The 24,941-nt window shown below is 41.1% G+C and carries 22 protein-coding genes and 1 pseudogene; 13 read left to right on the top strand and 10 right to left on the bottom strand.

What is annotated here, in order from left to right; genetic code table 11:
- Nucleotides 1-2 precede the first annotated feature (2 nt).
- The 4 genes from waaF to coaD form a co-directional block, all read right to left on the bottom strand.
- Complete coding sequence (gene waaF / locus AB4486_RS19655; protein WP_017066290.1) at nucleotides 3-1,052, bottom strand: lipopolysaccharide heptosyltransferase II; 1,050 nt, start codon at nucleotides 1,050-1,052, stop codon at nucleotides 3-5.
- A gap of 4 nt (nucleotides 1,053-1,056) precedes the next feature.
- Entirely contained in the window at nucleotides 1,057-2,421 is a 1,365-nt protein-coding gene (locus AB4486_RS19650) for an O-antigen ligase family protein (protein WP_102428036.1), read from the bottom strand.
- Nucleotides 2,363-3,343 carry a lauroyl-Kdo(2)-lipid IV(A) myristoyltransferase gene (gene lpxM, locus AB4486_RS19645; protein WP_017066288.1) on the bottom strand — a complete coding sequence of 327 codons (981 nt, stop codon included), beginning with the start codon at nucleotides 3,341-3,343 and terminating at the stop codon, nucleotides 2,363-2,365. The genes AB4486_RS19650 and lpxM overlap by 59 nt, the downstream gene beginning before the upstream one ends.
- 367 nt (nucleotides 3,344-3,710) lie before the next feature.
- Nucleotides 3,711-4,193, bottom strand: coding sequence for a pantetheine-phosphate adenylyltransferase (gene coaD, locus AB4486_RS19640; protein ID WP_017066287.1), 483 nt, complete (start codon nucleotides 4,191-4,193; stop codon nucleotides 3,711-3,713).
- A 162-nt stretch (nucleotides 4,194-4,355) separates the two neighbouring features.
- Between coaD and AB4486_RS19635 the strand changes: the two genes are divergently transcribed.
- Together AB4486_RS19635 and AB4486_RS19630 are read left to right on the top strand one after the other, a co-directional pair.
- A complete protein-coding gene (locus AB4486_RS19635) occupies nucleotides 4,356-4,733 on the top strand; it encodes a diacylglycerol kinase (RefSeq protein WP_017066286.1) in 378 nt (125 codons plus the stop codon).
- A gap of 12 nt (nucleotides 4,734-4,745) precedes the next feature.
- Nucleotides 4,746-5,453, top strand: a complete 708-nt coding sequence (locus AB4486_RS19630; RefSeq protein ID WP_017066285.1) for a 3-deoxy-D-manno-octulosonic acid kinase — start codon at nucleotides 4,746-4,748, stop codon at nucleotides 5,451-5,453.
- Nucleotides 5,454-5,535: 82 nt separating this feature from the next.
- On the opposite strand, the gene rfaD is transcribed toward AB4486_RS19630, so the two are convergent.
- Entirely contained in the window at nucleotides 5,536-6,477 is a 942-nt protein-coding gene (rfaD, locus tag AB4486_RS19625; protein ID WP_372118312.1) for an ADP-glyceromanno-heptose 6-epimerase, read from the bottom strand.
- Nucleotides 6,478-6,629: 152 nt separating this feature from the next.
- On the opposite strand from rfaD, the pseudogene AB4486_RS19620 reads away from it, so the two are divergent.
- Both AB4486_RS19620 and AB4486_RS19615 read left to right on the top strand, forming a co-directional pair.
- Nucleotides 6,630-7,793 (top strand): annotated as a pseudogene (locus AB4486_RS19620) (nucleotide sugar dehydrogenase).
- 125 nt (nucleotides 7,794-7,918) lie between these two features.
- Nucleotides 7,919-8,557 carry a TetR/AcrR family transcriptional regulator gene (locus tag AB4486_RS19615; RefSeq protein WP_017063104.1) on the top strand — a complete coding sequence of 213 codons (639 nt, stop codon included), beginning with the start codon at nucleotides 7,919-7,921 and terminating at the stop codon, nucleotides 8,555-8,557.
- Between the two features lie 62 nt (nucleotides 8,558-8,619).
- Here the strand turns inward: AB4486_RS19615 and AB4486_RS19610 are convergent, their stop codons facing one another.
- The 5 genes from AB4486_RS19610 to AB4486_RS19590 form a co-directional block, all read right to left on the bottom strand.
- Nucleotides 8,620-9,771: a murein hydrolase activator EnvC gene (locus AB4486_RS19610; RefSeq protein ID WP_372118309.1), complete on the bottom strand. Its 1,152-nt coding sequence runs from the start codon at nucleotides 9,769-9,771 to the stop codon at nucleotides 8,620-8,622.
- Nucleotides 9,772-9,850: 79 nt separating this feature from the next.
- Nucleotides 9,851-10,672 (bottom strand): serine O-acetyltransferase, encoded by an 822-nt coding sequence (gene cysE, locus AB4486_RS19605; RefSeq protein WP_009847961.1) that lies wholly within the window; start codon nucleotides 10,670-10,672, stop codon nucleotides 9,851-9,853.
- A gap of 47 nt (nucleotides 10,673-10,719) precedes the next feature.
- Nucleotides 10,720-11,784 carry an NAD(P)H-dependent glycerol-3-phosphate dehydrogenase gene (gene gpsA / locus AB4486_RS19600; protein ID WP_372110044.1) on the bottom strand — a complete coding sequence of 355 codons (1,065 nt, stop codon included), beginning with the start codon at nucleotides 11,782-11,784 and terminating at the stop codon, nucleotides 10,720-10,722.
- Between the two features lie 178 nt (nucleotides 11,785-11,962).
- Nucleotides 11,963-12,430: a protein-export chaperone SecB gene (secB, locus tag AB4486_RS19595; protein ID WP_009847959.1), complete on the bottom strand. Its 468-nt coding sequence runs from the start codon at nucleotides 12,428-12,430 to the stop codon at nucleotides 11,963-11,965.
- A 122-nt stretch (nucleotides 12,431-12,552) separates the two neighbouring features.
- On the bottom strand, nucleotides 12,553-12,987 hold the full coding sequence (locus AB4486_RS19590; protein WP_017061445.1) for a rhodanese-like domain-containing protein: 435 nt from the start codon (nucleotides 12,985-12,987) through the stop codon (nucleotides 12,553-12,555).
- A 313-nt stretch (nucleotides 12,988-13,300) separates the two neighbouring features.
- Here AB4486_RS19590 and manA point away from each other — a divergent pair, with 313 nt between their 5' ends.
- From manA to gmd, 9 genes are all read left to right on the top strand, one after another.
- Nucleotides 13,301-14,503: a mannose-6-phosphate isomerase, class I gene (gene manA / locus AB4486_RS19585; protein WP_372118307.1), complete on the top strand. Its 1,203-nt coding sequence runs from the start codon at nucleotides 13,301-13,303 to the stop codon at nucleotides 14,501-14,503.
- A 126-nt stretch (nucleotides 14,504-14,629) separates the two neighbouring features.
- Nucleotides 14,630-16,030: a mannose-1-phosphate guanylyltransferase/mannose-6-phosphate isomerase gene (locus AB4486_RS19580; RefSeq protein WP_371713989.1), complete on the top strand. Its 1,401-nt coding sequence runs from the start codon at nucleotides 14,630-14,632 to the stop codon at nucleotides 16,028-16,030.
- Entirely contained in the window at nucleotides 16,030-17,412 is a 1,383-nt protein-coding gene (gene cpsG, locus AB4486_RS19575) for a phosphomannomutase CpsG (RefSeq protein WP_372118304.1), read from the top strand. Before AB4486_RS19580 ends, cpsG begins: the two co-directional genes overlap by 1 nt.
- 8 nt (nucleotides 17,413-17,420) lie before the next feature.
- The gene (locus tag AB4486_RS19570) at nucleotides 17,421-18,215 is read left to right on the top strand and encodes an ABC transporter permease (protein WP_132942387.1); all 795 of its coding nucleotides are present in this window, start codon (nucleotides 17,421-17,423) and stop codon (nucleotides 18,213-18,215) included.
- The gene (locus tag AB4486_RS19565) at nucleotides 18,215-19,417 is read left to right on the top strand and encodes an ABC transporter ATP-binding protein (protein WP_372118301.1); all 1,203 of its coding nucleotides are present in this window, start codon (nucleotides 18,215-18,217) and stop codon (nucleotides 19,415-19,417) included. Before AB4486_RS19570 ends, AB4486_RS19565 begins: the two co-directional genes overlap by 1 nt.
- Nucleotides 19,410-20,201, top strand: a complete 792-nt coding sequence (locus AB4486_RS19560) for a hypothetical protein (protein ID WP_372118298.1) — start codon at nucleotides 19,410-19,412, stop codon at nucleotides 20,199-20,201. The genes AB4486_RS19565 and AB4486_RS19560 overlap by 8 nt, the downstream gene beginning before the upstream one ends.
- Nucleotides 20,191-20,598 (top strand): hypothetical protein, encoded by a 408-nt coding sequence (locus AB4486_RS19555; RefSeq protein WP_372118295.1) that lies wholly within the window; start codon nucleotides 20,191-20,193, stop codon nucleotides 20,596-20,598. Before AB4486_RS19560 ends, AB4486_RS19555 begins: the two co-directional genes overlap by 11 nt.
- A gap of 6 nt (nucleotides 20,599-20,604) precedes the next feature.
- On the top strand, nucleotides 20,605-23,856 hold the full coding sequence (locus AB4486_RS19550; protein WP_372118292.1) for a glycosyltransferase: 3,252 nt from the start codon (nucleotides 20,605-20,607) through the stop codon (nucleotides 23,854-23,856).
- Entirely contained in the window at nucleotides 23,853-24,887 is a 1,035-nt protein-coding gene (gene gmd, locus AB4486_RS19545) for a GDP-mannose 4,6-dehydratase (protein WP_372118290.1), read from the top strand. The genes AB4486_RS19550 and gmd overlap by 4 nt, the downstream gene beginning before the upstream one ends.
- Nucleotides 24,888-24,941: the final 54 nt, after the last annotated feature.

The raw sequence follows: 24,941 nt of genomic DNA, 5'->3' as shown, positions 1-24,941 counted from the left end.
GGTTAATTTCTCAACTTTGCCTGGTAAGTTTCAAGGCGTGCTAGAACTCTATCAGGGTGTAATTCATTCATACATTTATTGTGGCCTAATGGACACTCTCGTTTTGCGCAAGGTGAGCATTCAATCTCTGTGTACACAATATCTTTGTTATCAGTTAACGGTGGTGCATATTTCGGTGTTGTTGGGCCGTATATTCCTACAACATGGCAGCCTAATGCCGAAGCGACATGCAGTAAACCAGAGTCATTGCCGACTATACTTTCACATGCAGCAAGAAGATCGACGGCTTCTATTAGAGAGGTTTTACCAGCCAAGATAGACAACTGTGGATGTAGCTCATTTGGAACAAGATCATATAAGGTTTGACATGCATCAAGATCACCTTGAGAACCAAATATCCAAACTTGATAACCCTTTCTACACATTTTCTCGGCGACTTGAGCATAATAATGTTCTGGCCACTTTTTTGCAGAGCCAAATGCAGCCCCTGGGCACAGCCCGATTATTTTTGAACTTGTATCTAAGTCATATTTTTTGAGTGTGTCTAACTGTATTTGTTTATCAATGTGTAATTTGGGGTAAGGTGATTTTTCTATTCCGCCAAAAACCTCTGAACCCGTCATATCCTTTTTTGGGTAAGCCAGTGCGTAATATCGTTCTGTCATATATTGGAACGATTTCATGTTCGATCTTAAATCAGTGAGTAACCCGTAGCGGAACTCACCTCTCCACCCAATACGATTAGGGATAGCAGCAAACCAAGGTATGAGTGCAGACTTCGCCGATTTAGGCAAAACGTAAGCATGCGTATAGCCCGCATTTTTTAACTGTTTTCCCAGCGCACGTCGCTTCCAAAATTCAAATTGTCCGTGTCCTAGCGGCATGTCAATTGCTGAGTTTACTTCAGGCATTCTATCTAAGATAGGCATACACCATTTTGGAGCCATTACATCAATGACGCATTCAGGAAAACGTTTTTTTAGGGTGATATACAAGGATTGACTCATTACCATATCACCAATCCATGACGGCCCAATTACGAGTATTTTCATGAGTTTAATCTACCTCTTGTATGCGGTTTTCATTATTTATTACGGTGAATAGTGAAGATATAATAACTAACCCAACCACATACAGTAGCATGCCGGAATGATGATTAAGATAATTTTGAGTCAAGCAATAACCCATTACTGAAGCGACATGCACTAAGCCAAGTATGGCGACGAGTTTAACCTGTGGCTTCTTAGTTGAAACAGTTTCTCTCAATTTGGTTATGAAAAACCAACTGCTAGTCGAAAACATGAATATGATAGCCGTGAGGCCAACTAGTCCTTTTGTCTGAAGCATTTCGAGGTATTGGTTATGAGCACCAATATGTCTCAAGATAGCTGGATTGCTCAGCTTAGCTTCTACTTGTCTTTCTTTGTCAGCTTGGCGACCCGAACGACCAACCCCTAATATAGGGTGTTCTAAAAAAGAGAAGTAAGCGCCTTGCCAAAGTGTTAGCCTCGCTCCACTTGAGTTATCGATTTCGATATGGCCTGTATTGTAGAGTTGCAGCTCCTTCGCCATCGTTTGTATACGAGGTTGAATTTGTGGGTAACCTAAAGTACCGATGATCGAGAACGCAATAATCACTCCTAAAGTAACTTTTTTGGTAAAAATCGAGCGATAAAGAAATGCGATACCTAAAAGTATAAATGGGGTCGCTAGCCAAGCTCCTCGGCCTCCAGAGAGTAGGCTTGCTGTTAGCGCCATAACACCACCCAAGCACGCTACTGCTAACAAATATTTTAGCGTTTTGGTTGAACTGGTGAGAACAGAGTCTTGATACTTTAGTTGCTCTAAAGCAAAGCCTGCCACAACGCAAGATAAGCAAGAAACCCATGCAGCCATCCCTGATGACTGGATGACCATAAAACCATGGCCATAGAATGCTCTAGTCTCAAAAGCCACCTGAAAGTACAGAGCTACCAGTCCAGTTACTATTCCCCCAATAGGAATAGCCCATAAGACAGCTTGCAAATTGGGTGGGTATTTAATTAATGCCATCAACACCAATACTGCAAATACAGCTCGGCTCGGCATATCGAGTATGCTTGCTGTTTCATCGTGATATATAAACGAAATGACATAAGCTAAAAAGTAAACGAAGAGTCCGGTTACTAACCATGTGAAAGGTTTTAGGCTGCTGAAACTGAGTCTATTCAATAGAATTAATGCTAAAGATAGAGTTAGCAGGCCAAACGGTGCTAGTCTGTAAGACTCGCCTTGAATGTTCATAATTATGAAAAAAGCCATACACAAAGAGGTTGTTGCTGCAGCTATCAATGTTTTTTTATCCAATTTAGTAATCACTTGGTTATACTTTCCAATCATTATCATATTTTTTGATAGCATCTCGATAAACTCGGCGGCCATCTTGTTGCGAATTAAATAACCGTAAAATCCACATATACTGTTCTGGCTTTGATTTAACGAAGGTCTCAATAACTCGGTTCATTTGCCTTGCGTCCTCGCTCTCGGTATCTTGCCATTCTAGTACCGATTGCAGTTCGAGAACATATTGGCCTGTTTTTTGATCGATTGAGGCAAACAAAGGAATAACCTTAGCTTTAGATAGCTTAGATAATTTGGTTATTCCGGGTAGAGTTGCCTTTTTTGTGGCAAAAAAATCTACAAATTCACTTAATTCAGGGCCATGATCTTGATCTGGCAAATAGTATCCGAGATAACCACTTTTGATTGATTTTATGAATGGTTTGATGCCTCCGCTACGCTCGTAAACTCGCCCCCCATATTGCACGCGCTGTCTGTGCATTAACCAATCGCTGACTTCATTCTTCTGTCTTTTAGCCATGGCTGAGACAGGCAAGCCTTTTGACGCTAGAAACACTGCCGGTATGTCAATTGCCCAGCTATGTGGCACCAGCAAAATGACATTGTCACCGTTATCCAGATGTTTAGTTAGGTGCTCTTCACCTTCAAAGCGACATTGAGTTTGAAGCCATTCTTTCGATCGCACAGTTAAAAGTCCGAATCTCAGTATGAATACACCTGCAGTATAGAGAGTTTGATAAACCAATTGCTCACGCTCAGCAAAGCTTTTCTCTGGAAAAGCCAGATGAAAGTTTACTCGAGCTCTGTGTGCTGGCCCCTTTTGCGACTTAGATAATCGTCTTGCAAAAAAGTTCGCCAATGCATGGTGAAATGAAATAGGAAGCAATGAAACAGGAAACATCAACAATACAATAAACCATGTTCCCCAGTATTTAGGTGCCAAAAAAGCCCACTGAAAAGTAGGGTCATAAGCTTTTGGGTCATAATCGTTTCTGCTAATCATAAGGTCTTTATTTTAGAAAATTGAGCTGTTTGGCATTATTTGCCCTGCTTTGAAAGAGGCTAAATACAATAGGAGGTTTAGATACCTCACCTTTGTTTGAGCAGCGTTGATTCATATTAATCTTAGTAAAAAGTACTGAGCGAACCAATGTTGTCATCGCGAAAAATTGGAGAATTCCAACTGTTGTCTTAGGCCTACATACTTGTATGTGCTAAGTGTTTTTCAACGCCAACCATGCCAGCATCGCAAATTACGGTGATCATAAAACTTCCTTGATGCAAAATGTTAGGTGGATTATATCAGGTAAACAACAACGGAGTCAGTACCGTTTCACTACTCATAAATAGGTCTACATTTACCGTGGTCGCTATTTATTACTTAGTTTTTGATTGATTTTGGCATTGATGGCCTTAGGTACAAATTGGGTTATATCACCACCATGAATAGCCACCTCTCGAACCAAAGTTGAAGATAAGAACGCATATTCTTCAGCTGGTGTTAAGAAGATACTTTCCAAATCGGGTTTTAACCTGCGATACATGGTGGTCAACCCAAACTCATACTCAAAATCCATGGTAGTTCTAAGGCCGCGAACGAGTACATTTGCCTTTTGTTGCTGAGCAAAATCAACCAGCAACCCACTAAACCCCTCAACGGATACATTAGAGTAGGGTTGGCAGACTTCTTTAAGAAGTGAGACACGTTCATCCAAGCTAAATAGTGTGTTCTTGCTAGGACTAGCTGCTACGCCTATTACTACATGATCAAACAATTGAGAAGCACGCTCTATGATATCGATATGACCATTAGTCACAGGATCAAAAGTACCGGGGTAAATAGCTTTCTTCATGGTTTCTTTTTTCACTATGCTTGAAATAGGCCTCAAATATAATGCATTGTGGGTGAGTTACAAAATAAAGACTCAAAAAATATGCTGAAATGATGCAGAGAGATCGGATGGATGTAAAATAGCAACTTAACGCTGAGAACTCACTTAACGACTGGCATAGATATGACACATAATAACCACGGTAAACCGGGTAACACAGGATTGATACGTATCATTAAAGCGACAGGTTATTCCATACAAGGCTTGAAAGCTGCCTTCAAACATGAAGCTGCGATTCGACAAGAGATAGCTTTACTCGTTATTGCTATAGTGCTTGTGACGTTCCTTGATGTCTCAATGATAGAGCGAGTTGCTCTGATCGGAACCGTGGTTCTCGTGTTGATTGTGGAGCTGATTAATTCTGCAATAGAGGCTGTCGTAGATCGTATAGGTATTGAATTACATGAGTTGAGTGGTAGAGCAAAAGACATAGGTTCGGCGGCTGTTATGGTCGCATTGATGTTTGCCATGTTCACGTGGTGTTACATTCTTTTCTTCTAGGTCAGGTATACTATGAAATACTTTGAAAGTAATGATGTGCATATTTGGTTCGATGAGTCCCGAGTTAATATTACCCCGTCATTGCTATTTGATATCACTTATTGGCAAAAGAATAATGCAATTATCGGCAGTGCAGAAGGGCGAGGTACAACATGGTTCGTCGATTTAAAAGGTATTCCGGCAGCATTTCGCCATTATCGTCGTGGTGGCTTGTTCGGAAAACTAATTAAAGACAGTTACTGGTTTACAACCTTAGAAAATACTCGCAGTTATGCTGAATATCAACTATTGAGTGAGTTAAGCTCTGCTGGTGTTAACGTACCTAAGCCAATTGCGGCACGTGCCCAGAAGAACGGTTTAACTTATCAAGCGGATTTACTGACTGATAAAATACACAATGCAAAAGATTTAGTCGATTTGCTTTTAGATCGAGCGCTGGCTCAAGAGCAGTATCATCAAATTGGCCAAGAAATTCAGAAGATGCATAGGGTGGGTGTGAATCACACAGACCTGAATATTCATAATATTTTGCTTGATGACCAAGGCAATGCTTGGATCATCGATTTTGACAAATGCTATAAGCAATTAGGCGACAGTTGGAAGGAATCAAATTTAGATAGGCTACTCCGATCATTCAGGAAAGAGCTGGATAAGCGACATATCCATTGGCAAGAATCTGACTTTAAATCGCTGCTGGCTGGTTATCACTCGGTAATATAAAGCCCATATCCATGAGCTTATCGTATCATTTTTTCTTACCCATAGACCTTCAGGGCGAACTATCTATTAGTTCTACGCCCTGTTACCTATTAATTACATCCATATATTCTGCAACGCCTTGCGCTACGGTTTTAAATACCACATCACAGCCTGTTGCTCGAAGCTTCGTAAGGTCAGCTTGAGTAAACTCTTGGTAAGCGCCTTTCAAATGCTCAGGGAAAGGAATCGTTTCGATTTCACCTTTACCGTGGTGCTTAATTACCGCTTTGGCAACTTCGTCAAAAGACTCAGCATTGCCGGTGCCTAGGTTAAAGATGCCAGAAACACCATTTTCTAAGAACCACAGGTTTACTGCTGCAACATCACCGACATACACAAAATCACGCTGGAATGTTTCGCTACCTGCGAACAGTTTAGGGTTCTCACCAGCGTTCATTTGGTTGTTTAGGTGGAAAGCAACAGAGGCCATGCTGCCTTTGTGATCTTCACGTGGACCGTAAACATTGAAGTAACGGAAACCTGTAATTTGAGGTAACGTCTCGTTATGCGCTACAGCATCCGCGGTTAAGCGACGAACGTAGTTATCAAATTGTTGTTTAGAGTAACCGTAGACATTCAATGCGCCTTCATATTCTTTCTCTTCGATGAAAGTCTCTGTCTCACCGTAAGTTGCAGCTGAAGAGGCATATAGGAAGGGGATTTCACGCTCAACACAGTAATGCAGTAACTCTTTTGAGTACTCATAGTTGTTGAGCATCATGTATTTACCATCCCACTCGGTCGTTGCCGAACAAGCACCTTCATGGAAAATAGCTTCAATAGGGCCGAAATCATCGCCAGCCATAACTTGAGTTAGGAAGTCGTCGCGATCCATGTAGTCAGTGATGTCTAGGTCTACAAGGTTCTTGAACTTTTTACCGTTCTTGAGGTTGTCGACAACTAGAATATCGTTGTGGCCTGCGTCATTGAGTGCTTTCACAATATTGCTGCCGATCATGCCAGCACCACCAGTTACGATAATCATATTTTTCCTACTCTTTTGAATATAAAACTACCGCGAGTATAGCAAGGAATGACAAAGACGGGCTAGTGGAATAATTCCTTAAGCAGAGTATGATATGAGCAGATTAGTCTTAGGTAAGTGCGCAGTAAGCACTCGAAATTATAGGTATTATCATGAAAATTGCAGTTGCGGGTACCGGTTATGTAGGTTTATCCAATGCGATGTTGTTGGCGCAGAATCATGATGTTGTTGCAGTTGATATCGTCGAAGAAAAGGTATCGATGTTGAACAACAAGCAATCGCCAATCATGGATGTAGAGATTGAAGAGTTTTTGGCTAATCGTGCTTTGAGTTTTCAAGCCACAACCGATAAGCAAGCGTATCAAGATGCAGATTTCGTTATTATCGCTACGCCAACCGACTATGACCCGAAAACGAACTACTTTAATACCAGTTCTGTAGAGTCGGTGATTCGTGACGTAATGATGGTTAACCCGAATGCCGTCATGGTGATCAAATCAACGGTACCTGTTGGTTATACTGAGCGTGTTAAGCAAGATTTAAACTGTGAAAACATTATGTTCTCGCCAGAATTTTTACGTGAAGGCAAAGCCCTGTAAGACAACCTACACCCATCACGCATTATTGTTGGTGAGTGTTCGGAACGCGCTAAAGTATTTGCTAATCTTCTGGTGGAAGGCGCAGAAAAAGAGAATATCGACGTACTGTTTACTCACTCCACAGAAGCGGAAGCAGTAAAGCTCTTCTCGAATACCTACTTGGCGATGCGTGTTTCTTATTTCAATGAGCTCGACTCTTACGCCGAAGCGCATGGCTTGGATTCTCGTCAGATCATCGAAGGTGTGGGTTTAGACCCTCGAATTGGCAATCATTACAACAATCCTTCATTTGGTTACGGTGCTTACTGCTTACCGAAAGACACCAAGCAGTTATTAGCTAACTATCAAGATGTACCAAACAACATTGTGGGCGCTATTGTTGACGCTAACCGCACCCGTAAAGATTTTATTGCGGAGTCCATTATTAAGCGCTCGCCTAAAATTGTAGGTATCTATCGCTTGATCATGAAGGCCGGCTCGGACAACTTCCGTGCGTCGTCGATTCAAGGCATCATGAAGCGTTTGAAAGCTAAAGGTATAGAAGTGGTTGTGTTCGAACCTGTGTTGGAAGAAGAGCATTTCTTTAACTCGAAGGTTTATTCTGATCTGGAAGAATTTAAAGCCGTATCGGATGTGATTGTATCCAACAGAATGGTCGATGAAATATCAGACGTTGCAGATAAGGTTTACACGCGAGACCTCTTTGGCAGTGATTGATCAAAGGTATTATGGATTGAAGGTGAATTTTAGCGCTTGCTAATTCGACCAGATGTTATCAGCTCGATCTATCCGCTTAGTGGCGATATACTGAACCACTAAACGGATAGGGATACTAATAACTAATGAAAACACGTGACAAGATTGTTTACGCTGCTCTAGAGCTTTTTAATGAGCACGGCGAGCGTAGTATTACGACCAATCATATTGCTGAGCATATCGAGATTAGCCCTGGTAACCTCTACTACCACTTCCGTAACAAACAAGAAATTGTACGTGACATCTTTACGCTCTATTCAACAGAGTTGCTTGAAAGGTTCACACCGATTCAAGGCCAACAAGAAAGCCTGACGTTACTAAAGACTTACTTAGATTCTATCTTCACACTGATGTGGAAGTACCGATTCTTCTATGCGAATCTGCCTGAAATATTGTCACGTGATGAAAAACTCCACCTTGATTACATGGCCGTACAAGAAAAGCTGCAAACGAATCTTGTCGATATCATGCGAGCCTTCGTTGAGTTGAACCTGCTCAAAGCAACGGATACGGAAATGAAATCGATGGTGACGTCTCTTCACTTGATTGCATCAGGTTGGTTGGCGTATCAATCTGCGATGTCTCCAAAAGCTCAAATTACCGAGCAAGTGGTTCATCAAGGAATGCTGCAGATGATCGCGACGGTTAAACCGATTGCGACAGCTCAAGGTTTTGAGCAGCTGACATTATTGGAAGATGGTGTAAGGGCGTTGAACTCTAAATAGAAAGAGACGAGTAAGCGGTATACGGGATTCGAAGAAAGATACTCGCATCCCGTATCTGCTCTTTATCGAACTAACCAACTCTTCGGGTTTTGGGCTTGGCTGTTTCTGCGAATCTCAAAGTACAGTGAAGGGCGCGTTTGGCCGCCAGTGTCACCAGCAAGTGCGATGGCTTCACCCGCTTTAACCTTATCACCTTCTTTCTTTAAAAGTGCTTGGTTAAAGCCATAAAGCGTCATATCGCCTTTACCATGATCGAGAAGAACCACTAAACCATAACCTCGCAGATACTCTGCAAATACCACCGTGCCAGAGTAAACCGATTTTACCTGCTGACCGTACTTGGCGTTGATAACCATGCCTTTCCAGTTAATTTGCCCCGTTTGACGTGAACCGTAGTTATGTAGAACTTTATCTTTGATCGGCCAAGGTAGCTTACCTTTACGTTTTGCTAGGCCATCCATCGGGACGGCATTACGTCGTTCTCGAGCCGCTTTTTCTGCTTTTGCTATTTCAGCTTTCAGGCGAGTTTCATTTCGCTGAAGTTCAGCCAAGTAATTTTTGTCGCCAGAAATATTCTTCTTAATACTGCCAACGGTTTTCTTACGTTGTGTTTGAGTCTGAGACAACTTGTCACGCTTGGTGGTTTGCTGTTTTAACAATGTTGCGATTTGTTCTTGCTCGAGTTGACGCTGTTTGTGGCTTTCTTCTAATTCAAGTTGCGTCTGTTCAATCGTTTTAATGGTTGCGGAGCGAGCTTTGGCAAGGTGCTGGTAATAATGACTGATGCGATCTTCTTCTACACCGGTGTTGAGAATGTGAGAAGAAGCCTTAGCTCGACTCGTCATGTAGTAAGTCTGAATGAGCTGCTCTAACTTGTCTGTCTGGACTTTTTTCTGTGCAGTGAGCGCTTTAATCTTTGTGTCTAAATTAGCAATATTAGCATTAGCAGTATTGAGCTGCTTTTTACTGTCTAGAATCGCTTTTTCAAGTGAAGCGATGGACAGCTCCTGCTTCTTGAGGTTTGCCTGTAGGCTATCGAGTTTCTTTTGCTGGGAAGAGAGCGCTTTCTGTTGACGAGAGATTTCGCTTGATACGCCTTTCAGTTCACCTTGAGATGCAGCAAATGACGATGTAGATAAAAGAGCAACACAGAGGCTCGCTGATATCAGGAGAGTTGAACTAATGGCTCGAATTTGTTTCATCATTATCGTCATTTAGTTGTTATTCATCTACTTGTAGGTTGTTTATGTTTTATGCGAATCATCATTGATGCTCGTTTTCCGCTACTGCTGGTTAAATCCCATCACCATGGATGAAGTTCTGAGAGCGACCATTGAATCCTTGGTCCATATCTAAAGATGGCTTATCAGTTTTCGGCTTTCCAACAATTTTTGCAGGAACACCAGCGACAGTCGTATGAGGCGGAACGGCTTGAAGAACCACTGAGCAAGAACCAATTTTCGCGCCTTCACCCACTTCAATATTGCCAAGTATTTTAGCGCCGGCACCGATCATTACACCTTCTCGGATTTTAGGGTGACGATCGCCACCTTCTTTACCCGTACCACCTAAAGTCACGTCTTGAAGGATAGATACATCATTTTCAACTACGGCTGTTTCACCAATCACGATACCGGTGGCGTGGTCGAGCATGATCGCTTTACCGATACGAGCGGCTGGGTGAATATCCACTTGGCAAGCAACCGAAATTTGGTTCTGTAGGTAAGTAGCAAGTGCAATACGCCCTTGCTTCCATAGCCAGTTAGCCACTCGGTAACCTTGCAAAGCGTGGTAGCCTTTCAGATAAAGCAGAGGCATCGAGTACATCTCGACCGCAGGATCTCGATTTACCGTCGCACAGATATCACAAGCAGCCGCATCAATAATCGATTGATCTTGCTTGAATGCTTGTTCAACCACCTCACGCACCGCCATTGCGGGCATTGAAGCCGTCTTTAGCTTATTGGCTAGGATATAACTTAATGCAGCGCCTAAGCTTTCGTGGTTGATAATGGTGGCATGGTAAAAACTCGCAAGCATAGGTTCTTGCTCTGACTGCTGTCGAGCTTCCTTCACAATGCATTGCCAAACCTTTTGCTGTTCACAGTGTTTCATTTTTCCATCCATTTTATCTATTTCATTCCACGACTTAATAAGCGATGTTATCGCTCTGACTTCTTGTCTCGAGCAAGCAGATCTTGCGCAGCTAAGTGGGCATCTTTCCCTTGATACAACACTTGATAAATTTGTTCAACAATTGGCATCTCAACGCCCATGCGTTCTGATAGTAACCAAACTTCTTTGGTGTTGCGATACCCTTCGACCACTTGGCCGATCTCTTCTTGTGCAGTATCGACGTCTTTACCTGAACCTAAAGCCAATCCAAAACGACGGTTACGTGATTGGTTATCAGTACAGGTTAGTACTAGATCGCCCAGCCCTGCCATACCCATAAAGGTTTCGGGTTGTGCACCCAGTGCAGCACCTAAGCGACTCATTTCAGCTAAGCCACGCGTGATCAGTGCAGTACGAGCATTGGCACCAAAACCAATGCCATCCGACATGCCTGCGCCAATTGCGATAACATTTTTCACCGCGCCGCCAAGTTGCATACCGATGAAATCAGAGTTTGCGTATACGCGGAATGTTTTACCGCAGTGGATCTTCTCTTGCAGCTCTTCTAAGAATACTTCATCTGGTGAAGCGACAGAGATAGCCGTTGGCATGCCCATCGCTAACTCTTTGGCGAAGGTCGGTCCTGATAGAACCGCTAACGAGTAACCATCACCCAGCACATCATGCGCGACATCTTTAAGCAGGCGGCCGGTCTCTGGCTCTAAGCCTTTGGTCGCCCAACAGATGCGAGAGTCTGAGGCTAAGTAAGGTTTCAGGCTGTTTAGAACAATACCAAACACGTGGCTAGGTACAACAACGAGAAGGTCACGACTTGCTGTTACTGCTTTCTCAAGATCGGATTCGATGATTAGGCTTTCTGGAAAGTCGATATTTGGCAGGAACTCATTATTAGCGCGCTCAGATTCAAGGCGAGCCATATGAGCAGGGTCATGCCCCCAAAGAACAACGTTTGCACCGTTACGCGCTAGAGAGATAGCTAAAGAGGTTCCGTAAGAACCTGCACCAATGACAGTCATGGCGATCTCTTTGCCGTAAGCGCTGTCTTTACCGTAAGCGTCTGCCGTATTAGTCGGGCGAGTTGTTTCTGTCATGCTTCCACCTAAAAATAATGAGGGAAATCGAAGAGTTTTGAAAAAGCTATCCACTAAAATAAGAAGAGCTTTCAATCTTAGTACAGTGTAAAGAAAAAATGCACATCGCAGAAGTTACGATGTGCATTTAAAAGCGAACTAGCGCTTGAAACGTTAGAGTTAAGTTCTACTGTGAGACTTAAGCCTGTTCGCCTTCAGCTTGTTGAGCTTGGTTCTGTAGGTAGTTCATGAACAAAGCATCGAAGTTTACTGGAGCTAGGTTCAGTTGTGGGAACGTACCTTTAACCACTAGGCTAGAAATCGTTTCACGAGCGTATGGGAACAGGATGTTCGGGCAGAATGCGCCTAGGCAATGTGCCAGTTGGCCAGCTTCCATTTCGCTTGCAGAGAAGATACCGCCTTGCTGAACTTCACAAAGGAATGCTGTGTCTTCTGCGTTCTTAACTGTAACCGTTAGACGTAGAATTACTTCGTACACGCCTTCGCCAAGTTCACGGCTTTGAGTGTCTAGATCCAGTTTTACATCTGGGTTCCACTCTTTTTGAAACATGTCTGGAGAGTTTGGCGCTTCGAAAGATACGTCTTTTAGGAAGATACGTTGGATTGCGAAGTTTTGTTGTGCGTCTTGTTGTGCTGCTTCAGCCATTTTCTTGTCCTTAAAAATTTAAATTAGGTTTTGTTCGTCATATCTGCCGGACAAAACCTTAAAGTCATATTCGTTGAATCAGGTCAGCTTACTGCTTGTCTTTAAAAGTTTTTCACCTTTAACTACTTCTTACCTTTAACCAAAGGTAAGTTAGCTTCGCTCCAAGCCACTAAGCCGCTTTTAAGTACGCTTACGTTTTCGAAACCTGCTTTAACCATTAGGTTAGCGCTTTCTTGAGCAGTTTGACCTGTCTTGCATACTACGATGATTGGGTCTGCTTTGTGGCTTTCAAGGCTACCAAAGCTATTTGCTTTGATATCTGACGGCAAAATGTGAACTGCGTCCGTAATATGGCCCTTTTTGAACTCATCTTTAGTACGAATATCAACCACAACACCGTTTTCACGGTTAATCATGTGTGTGGTTTGCGCTGCCGTGATCTCTTTGTACGCTGCATTTGATGTTTTGATTACGTTCGCAATGATGGCAACAACCAAGCCGATCCATACGATGGCTAAAATCATATTCTCTTGAACAAATGGAACTAACTCTTGCATGTCTTGAACTCTTATTCGTTATTGGGCGAAAAATTATAGGGTAGGAGTATAGCGAGGTTTAGGGTTCGGTGTATAGGGCGATTGACAAGACTTACAAGCTGAAATTAATTCACATTGGTTGCTTATTGAGATCAATGTCAGAGGGGGAAGAAGAAGCAAAAAATTTTGCTTCCTAAAGTTACATTAGGGATAATGTTTGGAATTATAAGCCTTCATTTTTATGCGTAGTGTGATTTCGCCCCAACATCAAAGGGCGGTAGCATGCTTGTTTTTCTGAGATGGCTATCAGTTTAAAGTGTTTGGAGTTAATTAAATGTTTGATGCTGCTAAAGAAAAATGTTTTTTTGAAATGGATAATACCATTCAAAATTTTGCTTGGGGTAGTAAGTCTTCGTTCAATCAGTTATTTGATATCGATAATTTTAATAATGAGCCGCAAGCAGAAATGTGGATGGGCGCTCACCCAAATGGATGCTCGAAAGTTAAAAGTGGCGATTCTACAGTATTATTGTCTCGCTTGATTGAATCTCATAAAGAGGAATTCTTATCTGCGCAGATAAGCGAGAGATTTGGAGAGTTGCCATATTTATTTAAAATTCTTGCGGCTGAAAATGCCCTGTCTGTTCAAGTTCATCCAAGCAAAGAGGAAGCTGAGCTTGGTTTCCAGAAAGAAGAGCAAGCTGAGGTTCCTCTTTCTGCTCCTTACCGAAATTATAGAGATTCAAATCATAAGCCTGAACTTGTATATGCGCTAACTCCTTATTTGGCTATGAATGGTTTTCGAGCAATTCGTGAGATCATTTCACTATTTTCAAATGTTGGAATCCCACAGTTAAGTGAGATGCTTGAACTCCTAAATGCTAATCCTTCTTCTGAGGGGCTTCGTGAATTTTTTGTAGGTATCCTCTCGTTGGAAGGAGAAAACAAAGTTGAAGCAGTCGACTCGTTAATCTCTAAAGTTAAAGATAATGTAACCCAAGAACTGTCTTCACTAATTTTAACCCTGTCAGAGCAGTATCCCGGTGATATTGGGTTGTTTACCCCATTAATGCTTAATGTCATTACTTTAGAGCCTGGAGAGGCAATGTATTTAGATGCCAGAACGCCTCATGCTTATCTAAAGGGAACTGCATTAGAAGTTATGGCCAATTCTGATAATGTACTTAGAGCAGGTTTAACACCTAAACATATTGATGTTCAAGAGCTTGCTAGTTGTACTCTTTTTGAAGAGAAGCCATTTGATACGCTAAAGTTAGCACCTTCAGTTAATAACGGTGTTTTAACTTACCCAATTCCAGTTCCTGATTTCAGGTTCTCGGTTTATAAAAAACCAAATAATGAGCGTATTAAACCTGAAAATGCCGAAATTTTGCTGCCGTTGGACGCTGAATTGACGTTAACTCATGACTCTGGTGAGGTTGTGACGTTGAAAAAAGGAAAGTCAGTTTTCATACCAGCTTATGTCGATGAGTATCGTATATCTTCGAAAGGAAATGTAGCTAAAGCTCACTGTTAACCCTGCGTATAACAACCAAATGTTAAGTGGTTTGGCGCTGGTTTGAAACTATTTATTCTTGTCCCCTTGCTTTACTACAAAATAGGGGGGACCAAAGTATTGATTATAAATTAAAGAAGAAAAATTATGTTTATACCTGTCATTATGGCTGGGGGTTCTGGCTCTCGTTTATGGCCCCTGTCGCGTTCAGCGTTCCCAAAGCAATTTTTAGCGCTAGATAATCACAATTCATTAACGATGTTGCAGTCCACCTTAGATCGAATTAGTGGTATGTCGGCTTCTGAAGCAATCATTATTTCTAATGAAGACCATCGTTTTGTGGTTGCTGAGCAGCTTCGTACTTTTGGTCAGGAAGCTCGTATTATATTGGAACCTGCAGGGCGAAATACTGCTCCGGCTATTGCATTGGCTGCAATGCAAGCGATAGCGCATGGCGATGATCCTGTGATGCTAGTTTTAGCCGCTGACCATATAGTGCAAGATACTGAAGCGTTCCAAGACTCAATTCGTAAAGCTCAAGTTGTCGCTGATGCTGGTAAGTTAGCAACCTTCGGTATAGTACCAACTGCACCAGAAACGGGTTATGGCTATATTAAGCGAGGCTCTCAAGAAGGCGATTCGGCTTACGTTGTAGAGCAATTTGTTGAAAAGCCTCAATTGGAAGTCGCGGAGCAATATGTAGCAAGTGGAGAGTACTACTGGAATAGCGGATGCTTTATGTTCAAAGCGAGTGTCTTTCTAGAAGAGCTTAAGAAATACTCACCAGAAATTCATGAGTGTTGTTCAAAAGCAACGAATGGCACAACAGAAGATATGGACTTCATTCGCGTCGATAAGAGCGAGTTCTTAAAGTGCCCAGATGATTCTGTTGATTATGCTGTAATGGAACGCACCGATAAGACTGTAGTTGTTCCTATGGATGCAGGCTGGAGTGACGTTGGCTCATGGTCAGCGTTATGGGAAGTTTCAGAGAAGGATAGCTCTGGAAACGTGATTCATGGAGATGCGATAACAGAGGACACTGAAGGGTGTTATATTTACGCTCCGAATAAGCTGGTAGCTTCGGTTGGAGTAAAAGACATCGTTGTCGTTGAAACTAAAGATGCAGTCTTGGTCGCACACAAAGATAATGTTCAACAAGTGAAGAAAATTGTTGAGCATTTAAAGGCTGAAAATCGGGCTGAATTCAGAGAGCATAGAGAGGTTTATCGTCCTTGGGGTAAATCTGATGCAATTGATGGCGGTGAGCGCTACAAGGTAAATCGTATTACCGTACAGCCAGGTAAAAAACAATCACTCCAAATGCACTATCATCGAGCTGAGCACTGGGTCGTAGTTTCAGGTACCGCCAAAGTAAGTAGCAATGGCAAAGAGCAAATTATCTCTGAAAATCAATCACTCTACATTCCAGTTGGTGTAAGCCATATGGTTGAAAATCCCGGTAAAATACCACTCGAGCTTATAGAAATACAATCAGGTTCATACTTAAACGAAGACGACGTAGTACGTTTAGAGGAAAGTAAATAATGACAAAGTTAACATGCTTCAAAGCTTATGATATTCGCGGTCAACTAGGCTCCGAACTCGATAATGATATCGCGTACCGAATTGGACGAGCTTACGGTCAGTTTTTAAAAAGTGAAAGCGCAGATGAAAAAACCATTGTTGTTGGCGGAGATGTTCGTCTAACAAGTGAAGAACTGAAACTCTCTTTAGCTAACGGTTTGATGGATGCGGGTGTTCACGTTTTGGATATTGGCTTATCTGGCACGGAAGAAATCTATTTTGCTACTTTTCATTTAGACGTTGATGGCGGTGTAGAGGTTACAGCGAGTCATAATCCGATGGACTACAATGGTATGAAGCTTGTTCGTGAAGGAGCAAGACCAATTAGCGGTGATACCGGGTTACGAGATATTCAAACGTTAGCAGAAAACAATGATTTTATTGACGTTGATGTTAAAGGTACCTACAAGCAAATTAATGTTTTGAAAGAGTACACTGATCATTTGATGGGCTACATTACGCCAGCGAATATTAAACCGATGAAATTGGTGATCAACTCTGGTAATGGCGCTGCCGGCCACGTGATTGATGCTCTTGAAGAGCGTTTTCAAGCTCTGAATATACCATTGGAGCTTATCAAAGTTCACCATGAGGAAAACGGCAACTTTCCTAACGGAATCCCAAATCCACTATTGCCAGAATGTCGTGCAGATACTGCAAATGCGGTAAAAGAACATAAGGCTGATATGGGGGTTGCCTTTGATGGTGATTTTGACCGTTGTTTCTTATTTGATGAAAATGGCGACTTTATCGAAGGCTATTATATTGTGGGTTTACTCGCGGAAGCGTTCTTACAAAAAGAAAAAGGCGCTAAAATTATTCATGACCCAAGACTGTCTTGGAATACGGTTGATGTTGTAAACCAAGCGGGTGGTGTACCAGTCATGTCAAAAACAGGCCATGCTTTCATCAAAGAACGTATGCGCAAAGAAGATGCCATTTATGGCGGTGAGATGAGTGCACACCACTATTTCCGAGACTTTGCATATTGCGATTCAGGTATGATCCCTTGGTTGTTGGTTACGGAGCTCCTTTCTGTTAAAGGCATGAAGCTTTCTGAAACCGTAAAAGAGCGTATCGCGGCGTACCCTTCATCTGGTGAAATTAACTCCAAGCTTGCTAACCCTGAAGAAGCAATCAACCGGGTTTTAGACGCATACAAAGGTTCTGAACTCGTGTTTGATGAAACAGATGGCATTAGTTTGGAATTTGCGGAATGGCGTTTCAACTTACGTTCGTCAAATACAGAGCCAGTTGTTCGTTTGAATGTGGAAACCAAAGGCAGTAATACGTTACTCAACGAAAAAACAGAACGCATTCTACATATATTAAGGAATGAATAAGGTAAGTAATGAAAGGTTTAATTCAATCACTCTATAGTTACAGGGGTTTTATTGCCAGTAGCGTTAAAAGAGATTTTCAATCTAGATATCAAACAAGTATGTTGGGTGTTGTTTGGCTTATTCTACAGCCATTAGCCATGATACTGGTATACACATTGGTATTTTCTGAGGTAATGAAAATACGACTACCAGACAGTGGTGGTGCGTTTTCGTATAGTATTTATCTCTGTTCAGGAGTATTAACATGGGGGCTTTTCTCTGAACTAGTTTCCAGTCTTCAAAACGTTTTCGTCAATAATGCTAACCTTCTCAAGAAAATCAGTTTTCCCAAAATTTGCTTACCTGCAATATCTATAAGTGTAGCAATCATTAATTTTGCAATTATCTTCGGTCTATTTTTCTTGTTTTTGCTATTTTCAGGTAACTTTCCTTGGGGACAAGTTTGGGCATTATTACCGCTACTATTCATACAAGTTCTCTTTGCCACAGGCTTAGGTATGACAGTGGGCGTTATCAATGTCTTTTTTAGGGATGTAGGTCAGTTTGTAACGATTTTACTGCAGTTTTGGTTCTGGTTTACACCAATTGTATACGTAATGACTTCACTTCCTGACTGGGCTCAGGAATTGCTTAACCTTAATCCAATGACGAGAATAGTCGATGGATATCACAAGATATTCGTCTACAATACGATACCCAATTGGAGTGAGCTCTTCCCGGTATTGTTGCTGGGAATAATTATGGTGTATTTTGGTTGGAAGCTGTACTTGAATAACCAAGCAGACATAGTGGATGAACTATAATGGGTAATATTTTTGTAAACAACGTTCACAAGTCTTATAAAGCGTACCCGAAAAAGTACTCCAGACTTTTAGAGTGGATTATACCGAATTGTAAGCCTAAACATACTCTATCTCATGTTCTCAAGGGTATTAATTTTAATGTTAGGTCAGGTGAAGCCGTTGGTATCATTGGCATAAATGGTGCTGGTAAAAGTACATTATTGAAAATGATAACCGGTACTGTTGCACCAAGCGAGGGAAGTGTTCAAATTACAGGTAAAGTTGCTGCTTTACTTGAGCTTGGAATGGGCTTTCACCCTGATTTTACAGGTAGGGAGAATGTCTACATGGCAGGGCAGCTTATAGGTCTGACCTCCGAAGAGATAACTCAGCTGATGCCTGATATAGAGGAATTTGCTGAAATCGGATCATATATCGACGAGCCTGTGCGGGTATACTCAAGTGGAATGCAGGTGCGCCTAGCTTTTAGTGTTGCTACCGCAGTGCGCCCCGATGTTTTGATTATTGATGAAGCGCTATCGGTAGGTGATGCATACTTTCAAGCAAAGTCCTTTTCAAGAATTAAAGAGTTTAAAACTCGTGGAACTACCTTGTTATTGGTCTCTCACGACCAAGCAGCAATAGCAAATGTTTGCGACCGTGCCATTCTTTTGGAGAAAGGTGCACTTGTTGCTGATGGTAAGCCAACTGACGTTATGAATCTATATACGGCTAAGCAATCAAAGACATCGGAGACAGCCGAGATTTCACAAAGTGCGGAGGGCACCACTGAGTCAGGAAACCGTAAAGCGTTAATCAAAGACTTTAAAATTGAAAATAGTGTCGGCGAGGAACTAGAGACTGTTTCTGTTCAGGAAGAAGTGACTTTTAGATTTACAATAGATAGAAAATCGGACTTAAACAACTTAACTCTTGGTTTCCATATCCGAGATAGATTAGGTAATGTGATCTTTGGCACTAATAACCAGTGTTTTTCTGTAAACATCGATGGCTCTGGCTTGATGGGTGTTGAATATTCATTTAAGGCTAATATCGGAGTCGGGGATTATAGTGTTAGTGCAGCTTTACATAAGGGTGATGACCATTACTCAGAATCCTATCACTGGAAGGATGGCTTAGGAATGTTCTCAGTAGTGAACCCGAAAAACATAAAGTTCGTGGGTAGTAGTTTTTTAGAAACAAGGTGTCAAATTAATGATTAAATGGCTTCGAACATTATCTAGTAGATTGGAAAGAATAGAGAGTCACCTATTCAAGTTGGATAAACTAGAACAAATAGAGGCTAGATTATCGGGTTTGGAAAAAGAAAATAGTTCCTCATGTAGATTAATCGAAACTTTGGATGAACTATCTCTTGTTGAGAAAAGCAATGCTATTCTTAGCCGAGTGGAAGTTGTGAGGGATGAAATCCTATATGAGCTTCGAGTCGCAAATAGTAATTTTAACGATACGAAACGTGAAGATATTCCGGTTGAGTATGTTACACCAGAGAAATTTAAAAACAGTACCTTAAAGTTGAATCTAGGCTGTGGTCATATTCCAATTGAAGAGTATATCAATGTGGATGCTCGAAAGATCGCTGGAGTTGATCTCGTCTCAGATGTGACGAGGCTGCCTTTTACAACAGACAGCATTGACGAAATATATAGTGCCCATTTAGTTGAGCACTTTACCGAACTCCAATTGCGTGAAGAAATATTACCGCACTGGAAATCTATTATGAAACCTGGAGCAAAAATGGTAGTCATCGTCCCTGATGCGGAAGCTATGAGTAGAGCTTACTTAGAAGGTTCGATGCCATTTGGAGATTACAAACTAGTGACTTTTGGGGCACAAGATTATACAGGGGACTTTCATTACACAATGTTCTCACCTGATTCTCTTTGTTCTATGTTAAGTGAATTAGGCTTCAAGAATATCAATGTAATAGAATCAGGCAGAATTAACGGTTTATGTCGAGAAATGGAGGTTGAATGTGAAAAGTAACAAGCTACTTACTTCGATTGATGGAAAAATTGATGACTTCTATCAAGAGCATATGAAAAAATACCATCAAATTCAACAGAGTGCTAATCTGCCACGCGAATTGAATGTATATAGAAACAAAACCAATGTTCATGTTAATGAGTTTATCGGTCTATGCCAACACTATGACATTGACATCTTAAAAATAATAATTTTTAAGAAGAAAGACAATATAAGATTTAATCGTTTTTTGGTTGATTCTTATTCAAGGCCACTAATTTTCTGTGCTGTTTGTATGGTTCATCCTCAAGGGAATGTTACGATTTCAGGATTTTATCGTCGGATTTTAATAGGAGCCTTGAATAAAAATAAGGTCATGTTTAATTTCGCAAAAAAAATACAGAAACTTTTTAAGTAGGATTAGATGAAATTTAGACATTTTACAGGGCGTGTGATACAAGTTATAGAGGCTGTTGATATCTATGATGCATGCTCTAATCAAGTTTTGAATATCGATAGGTATTTCTCTGACCATTTTGGTCTGACTTCCATTATATGCTCGAAGCACATTCATCCTGAAGTTAAAATTAGGAATTACACAAATATTGATAATTTGGATGCTACGGAAGATGATATTATCATTTATCATCACAGTGGTTTTTCTGAAAGTTGTATTGATAAAGTAATCACTAGTAAAGCTGTTAAGGTTATACTCTATCATAATATCACACCGCATGAGTTTTTCTCCGAAGGGTCAGAACTGTATGAACTCTGTAAGAAAGGGCGTGAACAACTCAGAAGAGTATTGCAGAGTTTTGATTTTGCCTGGGGTGACAGTAACTACAATTTGGCTGAACTTGTAGCTTTAGGTTTTGACAAGTACAAATCATTTTTATTGCCAATAATAATTGATAAGGATAAGTTCACGCTAAATTATGAAGTGGAAAAAACTTCAGAGCAGCACATTATCTCTATTGGTCGAGTTTGTGAGAATAAATGTCAGACTGAGCTAATTGAAGCGTTCAGTAAAAGTGATTACAACGGTAAGCTTTACCTTGTTGGTGGCTATGACAAGAACTCAGAATATGGTGCCAAAGTTAATCGTGAGATTAAACGTTTGGACATGTCTGGCCGGGTTGTTGTAACCGGCAAGATTACGCAGGAAGAGCTTAATCGACTTTTGATAACTTCTGACGCCTTAGTTTCAAGGAGTGAACATGAAGGTTTCTGTGTTCCATTATTGGAAGCATCAGTTGCTGGGGTCCCTGTCATAGCTCTTAACAAAGCTGCCGTTGGTGAAGTTTTGGGTGATAGCCCTTATTTGTTCAGCAATGATGGCGAGTTAATAGATCTTTTGGGGCAGTTACCCCTTTCTCAGAGTTTACTTTCTGGCGTACTTAATCGTCAAGAATCTAATTTTGAACGCTATTCAGAAGAGTCCTGGCTAGATCTTGCCGATAGAGCTCTAGACAAAGTAATTGGTTCGAAAAATAGATTTAAAACGGTAAGTATCGTTATATGTACGTACAACCGAGCAGATTACTTAGAACGTGCGTTAAGCTATCTTTGCGATCAATATAACGCCAACTTTGAAGTTATAGTTGTCAATGGTCCGTCAACAGATAACACTGAAGATGTTATTCTGAAATGGAAAGACAAGATCAAGGTTGCGAATAACTCTGAAGCAAATCTCTCAATATCTAGGAATATGGGGATTGAGCTTGCTTCTGGCGACATTATCGCTTTTATTGATGATGACGCGTTACCATTTTATGATTGGGTCGATCAGTTATTAATAGGATTCAACTCACGGCATCAATTAGCAGCTGGTCTAGGCGGGCCTACATATTACTCAGGTACTCTAGATTTCCAAGCTGTCGATATTGCAGTCGACAAATACGGAGATGGTATCGTAAACCCTGATATATCTATTAAAAGTTCATCGTCTTATAAGCGGTCACTCCTTGGAACAAACTCTGCTTTCAGAGCTGACTACCTTAAATCGATTGGAGGCTTTGATGAAGAGTATGACTATTTTCTTGACGAAACGGATGTTTGTTTTAGGCTCGAGGATGCAGGGTTCCGAAACTGTCACCATGACTCACTATATCTGAGACATGAGTTTGCACAGAGTGGAAATCGAACAAATAAATATAAATATAACTACTACTCAATTGTTAAAAATACTGTTTATTTCGCATTGAACTTCGCTGGAAATAATAAAGAGGACATACTGAGTGAGGTTAGAAGTCGAGTCCAGCGAATGCGTGTCGACTATATTAACGAGGGTGTCAGCGTTGGAGTCCTTTCGTCGAGAGAAGGCGAACAACTTGTTAAAGATGTTTGGGATGGTTTTTCTGCTGGTGAGAAAAGAGCTAGCGAAACAAAGAAATTACTCACAACCGAACTCAATAGTACGCCATTTAAACAGTTTTTAATCAGTGGTAAAAAATTTAAGCAGAAGCATATAGCGATTATCTCGTCCGAGTTTCCTCCATTTACCCCTTCTGGTGGCGTTGGTACATTATACTATAATCTCGCAAGTGAACTACTAGTTATGGGGCATAAGGTTACTGTAATTGCCAAAGGAAAATCGGATGCAGTAACGAAAGGAAATTTCACCATACACTTCATCGATGATCGCAATGTCTATGATTTCGCATCTGGTTCGCATATTATTGATTCCAATCTTAACTGGTCTATGCTCGCTGGAAATCGCGTTGCTGAGATCAATGAAAACCAAAGTGTAGATATTGTTGACTCATGCATCTGGGATGTGGAAGCATATGCAGTTTCTAGACTGAAAGAAAAGCTTAATATCAAAGTCGTTACAAGGTTAGTCACGCCATTTGCAGTAGCCAATGAAAGTAATGAATGGGGTATCAGTGGCTCAGAACTGTCCAACATTATGGCTCTTGAGAAAAATCTTCTAGAACACTCAGATTCTATCATTCCTATTAGCGAGGCGATACTTGAAACATTCGAAAACAAGTACGGCTTAGAGCACGCAGGTAGAATAGATAAAGTCGAAGCTGGTATAGCATATTGGCCAACTTATGATGTATCTCAAGGCTACAATGATTTAAAAGGTTTCGATGTACTAGAGGGGACGGAAGACAGATTTAAAGTACTTTTCTTCGGTCGCCTTGAGGCTCGAAAAGGAATAGATATCTTACTTAGAGCTGCAGACTTGTATCAGTCTAGATATCCAGAGGATTGTATATCCTTCATTGTTGCAGGTAAGGACATCATTAATGTACCTAACTTTATCAAGAGCAATAGCTTAGACCATTTAAATTCGAACCTATATTTGCTTGGCGAGGTAAGTCTTTGGGATAGGGATAAGCTATATAGTTATACAGATGTCGTTGCATTCCCATCTCGATATGAATCTTTCGGTTTAGTACCTTTGGAGGCCTTTGTGCATGGTAAACCTGTGATTGCTTCTAATGCTGGAGCCATACCGGAAGTTGTCAAAAATGATCATTGTGGATTACTTTTTAACGATGGTGATGTAGAGCAGTTATGTGAAGCTATAAAAGAGCTATATGAAAACAAATGTAAATTAGAGCAACTTTCTAAAGGTGCTCTTGAACGCGTAAGAGTGTTATCTTCGGTCGAAATGGCAAAGAAAACCGAAAAAGTATATAAAAAGATATTAGGATTAGATATATGAAAACAGCAATCATTACCGGTATAACGGGTCAAGATGCCGCTTACTTAGCAGAACTGCTTCTGGACAAAGGTTACAAAGTTTACGGCACATACCGTCGTACAAGTTCTGTAAACTTTTGGCGTATCGAAGAGTTAGGGATTGAGAACCACCCTAACCTGGAACTTGTTGAGTACGATCTAACAGATCTTTCTAGCAGTATTCGTTTACTACAAAATACTGGTGCAGATGAAGTGTATAACCTTGCTGCACTAAGTTTTGTGGGCGTATCATTTGATCAACCACTCACTACTGCAGAGATTACAGGTATCGGTCCGGTTAATCTTTTAGAAGCTATTCGCATTGTTAATCCTAAGATTCGTTTTTACCAAGCATCTACTTCAGAGATGTTTGGTAAGGTACAAGAAATCCCTCAACGTGAATCTACGCCATTTTACCCACGTAGCCCATACGGTGTTGCAAAACTGTATGCTCACTGGATGGTGATTAACTACCGTGAGTCATATGACATTTTTGCTACTAGTGGCATTTTGTTTAACCATGAATCACCGTTGCGTGGTCAAGAATTCGTTACACGTAAAATCACTGATTCTGTAGCGAAAATCAAGCTAGGCAAACTTGATGTACTTGAGCTTGGTAATATGGATGCGAAGCGTGACTGGGGCTTTGCTAAAGATTATGTAGAAGGCATGTGGCGTATGCTACAAGCAGACAAGCCTGACACTTATGTTCTTGCTACCAATCGCACTGAAACAGTTCGTGATTTTGTTACGATGGCATTCAAAGCTGCTGACATTGAACTAGAGTGGAATGGTTCTGAAGAGAACGAAACAGCTACAGATAAAGCGACTGGAAAAGTGGTTATGAGAATCAACCCTAAATTCTACCGCCCTGCAGAAGTTGAGCTGTTGATTGGTAACCCAGAAAAAGCGAAGAAAGAGCTTGGTTGGGAACCTACAACGACACTTGAAGAATTGTGTGCAATGATGGTTGAAGCGGACCTTCGTCGTAATGAGCAAGGTTTCTCATTCTAGTATTTGACGTTTTGTGTAAAATGGCAGCAGTTTTCTGTTGCCATTTTTTTTGAG

The sequence above is a fragment of the Vibrio sp. 10N.222.55.C6 genome (assembly GCF_041473395.1).
In the GTDB taxonomy this organism is placed as follows: domain Bacteria; phylum Pseudomonadota; class Gammaproteobacteria; order Enterobacterales; family Vibrionaceae; genus Vibrio; species Vibrio crassostreae_C.
This window is presented reverse-complemented; position numbering and strand designations above follow the sequence as displayed.